The sequence below is a fragment of the Vibrio sp. Of14-4 genome (assembly GCF_022347625.1).
Classification (GTDB): Bacteria; Pseudomonadota; Gammaproteobacteria; order Enterobacterales; family Vibrionaceae; genus Vibrio; species Vibrio pristinus.
In genome coordinates, this window is the sequence record NZ_JAKRGI010000005.1 from 229514 (window position 1) to 236562 (window position 7049).

The following is a 7049-nucleotide window of genomic DNA, read 5'->3' on the forward strand; positions in this document are numbered from 1 at the left end:
ACATTTATCCCTGTTGTGACATGGAAACAACAGAACGTCTAACATCACGCAGTTCTTCCTGAGCAGAGGAAATTTCTGTCATCATATTTTTAAATTCTTGTTGCTGAGTATCCAACTCAACCTGAATTTTGTCACAGTAAGCCGTCATCTTAGCGTTCATTTCTTGTAACTGATCATAAGTAGGGCTGCTGTCACCACCTGTAATAAAGGCTATCCCCTCACCCTGATGATCGTCGTAAGGGGTTAGACCTTCGAGATCACAAATAATCTTATCGATTTCCCAATACTCAGTGCTTCCACCAATATAGGTTGTACCATCCTTCGCTGGACCAAAATCGTCTGGATCTTTACCATCCAAACCATCTATCATGATTTGGCCCCAAAGACGGTTGATTTCAGCGATAGCATCCGACTTCTTCTCTATTTCTTCTGCTAAATCATCGGCCGCTTTGGTTTGCGTCTCAATATACATGCTCAGTAGATCATCAATTAAATCCAATGGATCGCTAAAGCCTGCTGAAAATAGCGGTTGATAGGTTGGAGTGTCAGCGGCGCTATCTGCTGCTCGCTTAACCACAGGGCTACTATTGGCAATCACACTGGCCATATCACTACTTGACTCTAACGCAGTGATGGTCGGAGACACTCCAAGATTAACTTCTGACATACGATTCTCCTAATTAAGGTTGAATGAGGTAAACTCGAGTTTGTTGCCCATCTTTAAATACGACTTTATCGCGTGTGATGGATTGAATGACCCCTAAACGCGGGACAGTACTACCTTCCCAATAGCGCCCTTGTTGGTCGTATATATAGCCACCAGACTTGGTGGAATAAAAAATCGAATATGGAAACTCGCTACTTGTAATGATCTGAGTCTCATCTCTACGTGATTTAAGCTGCGCAATGACAGAGCTCAAACCCGCTGACTTTAATATTTGGCTTGCTTTGGCACGATCGGACACCAACCAATAATCATCTCGCTTGCTAAAGCTCAGCCCATAATCACCAAACAAAGCCATAATATGATTATCTCGCTCATAGGTATTAATCACGATTTCATCTCGGTCAGCCTTTGACACCAACCTGCCAGCAATCGACTTACCGGAATATTCGGAAACGAGATCAATATCAAGCCTACTCGTTCTAAAATAATCATTAGATTCCACCAATCTGATATTTTTCTGTAAGAACTCTGGCAGACTAGCGACAGCACTTTTATCGAACACTATCAACTCGCCATCTTTAATGTATCCAGATTCAATAACATCTATGTATTTAGCCACTTGGGAATGCTGGTAATTTATAAAACCTAAGTAAAGAGCGAACGCAGCAGCAATATTTATGACTAAGCTGAATGCGATTAATAGTTTATATTGCCTAAATCGATAGCGGCGCAGATTTGGACGCCTCGATCCTTCTTGATAAACAAAAAAGCCGAGTCCCCTAAATCTATAAATACGATTTTCTTTGAGCTGCTTGATTTTCTTCCCACGCGACAGCCCTGAAACTTGAACCTTCTTGTCTTTAACCTCGAAGTTCAACTCTGTGTTACTAGGGAAATATTCAGGAACCGACAACAGGTCTTTGGCCTGTGCGTCTTTATTGCCCGTTAAAGAAAAACTGTCATCAAAAGGTAGACAAATACCATTTAAGTGACCGTCAACAAACTCAATCAACCACATGATTATTTATCTCACCATGTATTAAGTCGACTTGAGCAGCAAACTGACTTAACAATTGCTGGAGTTCTTGGGGGTGCTCTGGAACAGTATGATTAAGAATATAATAATCTTTATCCGCAATTCGACCAATATAGCCGCATCCAGTCAGCGAAAAATCAGCATTAAACTTAACGGCGAGTTCAGCCGTTAAGTCGTGGCTATTCAATTCTGACAACAAAATTAACTGCCCCTCAAGCCCGACTCGAGTTCCATCTTCAACAATGACTTGCCGCTCTCCATAATGACAAACCAAAACATTACTTTCATCAAGTCGAAGATCACCGCCTTGATTAAGCTTTACGAATTCATTAAGCAACAAAGAGAATTTTCTATTTTTCATGTTTTTTTAGTTTTACCTCAATCATAAAACGTCTCTGAGTCACTCTTTGTTCTGAGGTAGGCAAACCATTTTCAACACTACCTCGTACATAGATTGGGACATTTCTCAAACCTTCTTCAATCAGAAAATCACGAGTCACTCTCGCTCTCTTATCTGCTAAATCACGGTTTTTTGTATAAGAACCTGAGGAGTCTGCAACACCATAAACGGTAAGAGACTCTACTGGCCACTTTTGCAGTTCATCAACAGTAGCAAACAATGTGGTACGTCCTTGACGAGTCAGCTTGTACTCATTGACAAGAAACAGGCTTTCAAACTTCAGCAATAAGTTTGAGTTGTCGAGTAAGCTGGTTGAAACCCCTTGTACTTCACGCCACTCATCGCCGCCAAAGCCACGACTTTTACTTGGGGCCATTAAATTGCTTGCTGCCGTGTAGTCTCCCTCGCAATTTTTCACTTCAGTTAAGCCATAAGTATTGAGATTAGCGATATAAAAGCGATTTGGCTCTGTGGGCTCTGCCACTTCAACACATGCTTTATTGTGAGCTGAACCTTCAGCATACTCTGGTGCTCTGCGTACCCAGAACTTAAAGTTATCCGCATCAGCGACTTCAACCATCACCAAATTATATACATCAGGCTTCCAATCGTAATCGAGGACAAGATTATCGTCACGGATCTGGTTACTGCACCCACCGAGTAATAGAAGTAGAGCCGATGGGAGGCAAATTTTATTAGTCATTTTCATTTTTTCTGCTGCTTCTTTAAAGCTGAAAGTATCATGGCAACATCCCGGTAAAATTCTTTTGGTATAAAGTCTTCACCATGTTTCATCTTATGATGAAAAGCCCTCGCCAGTGGCTTGTGCTCAATAATCGGAATATTCATTGCTCTTAAACGTGCTTTTTCTTCTTGCGCTAATGTGTCGGTACAAATTTTAAGCACAACGGGCGCTTTATCTATATTTCTGTCGTAACATACGGGAACAAGTATGTGAGTCGGATTAGCTAACGCAAAAGTAGGCTTTCTTCCCTTGGTTACAGGTGCATCCATAATCTCGCGCATCTTGCGTTTACGCTCAGATTTGATTTCAGGTGACCCTTCTGTCTCCTTCATCTCATTCTTCATTTCGGTGAAAGTCATCCGATTTTTGTGACGAAAATGATACTGTTCAATTAAGAAATCTACACACCCCACACAAACGCCGTAAATGAAAAATATCAATGACACAAGCAACATATAAAAAACAAAGTTATAAAGAAAAAAACTACGGTTGTTGACTTGCTTTAGTGTATTTAGCTCACCGCCTGCAATATCGAACACATACTTCAGCAAGAACAAAAGAAATAGTAATTCTAAAACTTTGCGCAATGAACGAGACATTGCCTCAATGCCAAAAATATTCTTAAATCCGGTAACTGGATGAATTTTCTCCATCTTCAGACCAAGCGACTCAGTATTGATCACTGTTTTATTAATCAATACCCAATCAATGATCGCCATGATCAGTTTCACTAACATCAAGCTTCCAATGACCGCGGCAATTAGAGAATACATCAAATTAAAACCAACATAGATATCGGAATGGAGAATTTCTTCCATCCAATAATTGGCATTTTCAAACATGAAGTAAATCAGGCCAATAAACACAATAGCAAAGACAACTAACTCTAATGTCGGCTCGGCTAATTCCGTTTTCGGAAACTGCCCTTTCTTTTTAAGGTCGCGCAGCTTTTTTTCCGTGGGTGGATATTTTTTAGGCTCTGTTGACTCCATTTAATGCCTCTTTATGATGCTACCTGAAGAGGCTCTGAAGTTGTCACATATGAATGGTCTGTAATATCCCCATGGCTACATATCAATAAGGTAGTCATGACTTGTTGGAAGAAAGCTTTGACTGGGTTTATCTCATTGTCGTTTACAATTAAAACCGGCTTACGTCCATATTGAGTTGTCAAACGTAGGATCTCTTTTCTTAGACCTTTCTGTATCTGTATCAAACGATCAACATCTTCAACTTCACCCATCACATAGGACTCGATTGCTTCTGTAATTTCTGGTGTCAGTAGCGCGACGTGAATGCCTTCTTCTCCCGCTAACAATCTAGATGTGATCTCATACCTAGCCTGACTTCGAATACGAGTTAGCCAGTTCTTCGGCTCACTCTCGACTCGTGACCAATATATTAAGGCCTCAAAAAAGCTGACTCTATCCAAATAAAACTCAGGCGCACGAATCATTTCCTTCATCACATCATGAACTCGATTAAGTCCGATCGCGGAATCGATCTCATTTTTCATGACCTCACTCTGCGCAGCTAATCCCTCTATGATATTACTGGTGTATTGGAGATTATATTTCTCTACCATACGCTTTCTAAGGAAATAGTTGGCAACACTTGAAATATTGGTCAGCACATCGTCTTGACGAACAAACACTTCATCACCCAGTACTTCGATCATTTCTTGTGCATCGTCTTGGTTAAACTTGAACACGCAAATATCGGAGATATACACCTCGATATCACTTTCCATTTGACTATCAAAATCAATAGCGGGTGTGCCAAGTGCTTGTCCCCATAGAACACGCTCGATATCTTCAACTCTACGCTGCACTACAACTTGATGACTGGTATCGCGTAAGACGAATTTTAGTGACTCATAGAGGCCCGAACCCGTTGGTTCAAAGCTCATAACACCCACAGGCTGCCCTTGCTTGCGCCACAGAAAAAACGCTATCAATATACAAATCAAAGCCAAAGGCACACATACATACAACAAGTTGCTATTCAATGCCCCTAAGACAAAAATAACCCCACCGATAATCAATAGACTTTTCCAAAACGAGCCTATCTGCGTCATGAGCTGCCCCATAAAGGGGCTAGATTCTTCTTCGGCCCCCTTAATACGCGTTAGGTATACACCACATGCCATAGATAAAAGTAAACTTGGTATTTGTGAGACCAGTCCGTCACCAATAGTCAGGACAGAAAAGCGGCTTACGCTCTCTGATAGAGATAGGTCGAACTGATTGATTCCCACATAAATACCACCAAAGAGGTTGACTAGGCTTATCAAAATCCCAGCTATAGAATCCCCTTTTACAAACTTCATAGCACCATCTAGAGAACCAAAAAGTTTGTTCTCCGTGCTCAAATCTGCACGCAGTTTTTGTGCTTGTTCACCTGAGATTAAGCCACTTTTTAAATCACCATCTATGGTCATTTGCCTACCTGGCAGGGCATCGAGTGAGAAACGAGCTCCTACTTCTGCGACACGTTCACCACCTTTGGTCACAACCAAAAATTGAACAATGGTGATAATGACAAAAATCAGCAAACCTGAAATAAGGTTCCCACCCATAACAAACTCACCAACCGTCTCTATCACATCCCCTACATCTTCATTGGCGATGATGTTTCGAGTGGTTGCAATAGAAAGTAACAGGCGAAAAGTAGTCAGAAGCAGGACAACCGTTGGCAAGAAAGTCACTTTCAGTGGTTCATCATTTTCAAGCATGATGACAAGCAGTAATGCTGAGCTGATAAAGCTGACTAAAATAAATGCGTCAATGACACCGCCGGGCAGTGTGACCAATATAATCGTCGGTAAAAGCAGGGCAATAATGACACTACTCGGATTAAATAGTAGTGACTGTCCTTTAAACAATTGCTTCATAATTGATCCAGACTTGCTCTCAGCTCAGTGATTAGGCTAGCCGTGTTGATACTAACGATGCTATCTTCATTTTCTATAGTCAGAGTTACGCTATTATCTTCAACTGTTTTATCAACCGACAAATTCCTTGCTTCATCACCTACTTCCTCATGAAGCACTTCAATCAAATGGCCGATCAAGTGCTCACTTTGGTTAAGTTTGACCAAACGCTCCTTTACCGCTCTAACCATTGACGCTTTCAATTCTTCTTTGAGTTCATCAAGCTGTTTCTGCTGCGCATAAAGCAACTCACCAAGTTTGGATTCAGCATTATCAAACCAGTCATTTTGCCATTCGACCCAGTTTTCAATTACATTGTTGTAGGATTCTTCAACGTATTCGTTAAGCGCTTTTTCCTTGTCTTCGATCATCTGAATGACTTGTTGTTCAAGAATAGATTGACACTCATCGGCACGCTCTTGCATAGCCATAACAAGTGCTTGAGCTTCTTGAAAACAGCGGACTTCTGATTTTTTTATAACGTTGGAATTATGACTGCGTTTAAACGTGATCTTCGGAATCACTCGCTGCTCTGGTTCAAGTTCAATGTACAAGAGAAACACCTCATTTCATCAGTGGCACTTAGCTTACTGGACGAGGTATTTGCGGCTCAAAAGAAAAAAAAAGACTAAATATGAACTTAGTCTTTTTTAATGTATGTAGGATTTAGGAAGCTTTATTCATGAAGCCTGTAAAACTTCCTCTTATCGGCAACATGGAAAGCAAACCCACCGACAATATGTAACCCGCTAGCTCCCTCACTCTCTTTGCCCTGCATTTTTTGCCTAGCTAAATTTTGTATATTTACAGAGTGAATGTTTGGTTGACGCAAACTATTCGGTGAATTCGACCAAGAGCCAACACTTAATATCACCTTATTTTCATGATTGCTGTAAGACAGAGTTCTTGTACCATTCACTTCTTTCAGGATAGAAACTTGCTGATTTTCCCTGGCTTTGCTCGCGGCAGTCCTAGCGTTGATAGGTAGAAACCGGCCAACGTGATTGTCAATCTTTAATTCTGCCTTTGTGGTATCGATTTCTCCGGTAATTCCTGAGTTGACGGACACTGGAAAATCACTCTTTCTGGAACTAACTTCAAAATCGGTAACATCTGCTGGACCGGCTAGTTGACTTCCCTCTACAGCTTCTGGCGTTTGGGCTTTTTGAAGACCTTTTTGCCCCTGTCGAGCGGAAACCGGATCAAAGAATGTCGACGCTGACTGTGTATTCACATTGTGGCGAGGGCCCTGATCATGGTTAGACCCGC

The 7049-nt window shown here is 41.3% G+C and carries 8 protein-coding genes; all 8 read right to left on the reverse strand.

The features are described 5' to 3' along the window. Positions 1–4: 4 nt before the first annotated feature. Positions 5–667: a hypothetical protein gene (locus tag MHN79_RS07625; protein ID WP_239172379.1), complete on the reverse strand. Its 663-nt coding sequence runs from the start codon at positions 665–667 to the stop codon at positions 5–7. A 13-nt stretch (positions 668–680) separates the two neighbouring features. Then, positions 681–1685: a hypothetical protein gene (locus MHN79_RS07630; protein WP_239172380.1), complete on the reverse strand. Its 1005-nt coding sequence runs from the start codon at positions 1683–1685 to the stop codon at positions 681–683. After that, a complete protein-coding gene (locus MHN79_RS07635) occupies positions 1672–2064 on the reverse strand; it encodes a hypothetical protein (RefSeq protein WP_239172381.1) in 393 nt (130 codons plus the stop codon). Before MHN79_RS07635 ends, MHN79_RS07630 begins: the two co-directional genes overlap by 14 nt. Then, complete coding sequence (locus tag MHN79_RS07640; RefSeq protein WP_239172382.1) at positions 2054–2812, reverse strand: OmpA family protein; 759 nt, start codon at positions 2810–2812, stop codon at positions 2054–2056. The genes MHN79_RS07635 and MHN79_RS07640 overlap by 11 nt, the downstream gene beginning before the upstream one ends. Next, positions 2809–3840 carry an EscU/YscU/HrcU family type III secretion system export apparatus switch protein gene (locus MHN79_RS07645; protein WP_160930369.1) on the reverse strand — a complete coding sequence of 344 codons (1032 nt, stop codon included), beginning with the start codon at positions 3838–3840 and terminating at the stop codon, positions 2809–2811. The genes MHN79_RS07640 and MHN79_RS07645 overlap by 4 nt, the downstream gene beginning before the upstream one ends. Positions 3841–3851: 11 nt before the next feature. Next, positions 3852–5741 (reverse strand): FHIPEP family type III secretion protein, encoded by a 1890-nt coding sequence (locus MHN79_RS07650; protein ID WP_239172383.1) that lies wholly within the window; start codon positions 5739–5741, stop codon positions 3852–3854. Then, positions 5738–6334, reverse strand: a complete 597-nt coding sequence (locus tag MHN79_RS07655) for a hypothetical protein (RefSeq protein ID WP_239172384.1) — start codon at positions 6332–6334, stop codon at positions 5738–5740. Before MHN79_RS07655 ends, MHN79_RS07650 begins: the two co-directional genes overlap by 4 nt. Positions 6335–6456: 122 nt before the next feature. After that, a partial coding sequence (locus MHN79_RS07660; protein WP_239172385.1) for a hypothetical protein occupies positions 6457–7049 on the reverse strand: 593 nt, incomplete at its 5' end.

Coding starts and splice junctions, on each gene's coding strand:
- MHN79_RS07625 (WP_239172379.1), bottom strand. CDS start 667: ATGTCAGAAGTTAATCTTGGAGTGTCTCCGACCATCACTGCGTTAGAG.
- MHN79_RS07630 (WP_239172380.1), bottom strand. CDS start 1,685: ATGTGGTTGATTGAGTTTGTTGACGGTCACTTAAATGGTATTTGTCTA.
- MHN79_RS07635 (WP_239172381.1), bottom strand. CDS start 2,064: ATGAAAAATAGAAAATTCTCTTTGTTGCTTAATGAATTCGTAAAGCTT.
- MHN79_RS07640 (WP_239172382.1), bottom strand. CDS start 2,812: ATGAAAATGACTAATAAAATTTGCCTCCCATCGGCTCTACTTCTATTA.
- MHN79_RS07645 (WP_160930369.1), bottom strand. CDS start 3,840: ATGGAGTCAACAGAGCCTAAAAAATATCCACCCACGGAAAAAAAGCTG.
- MHN79_RS07650 (WP_239172383.1), bottom strand. CDS start 5,741: ATGAAGCAATTGTTTAAAGGACAGTCACTACTATTTAATCCGAGTAGT.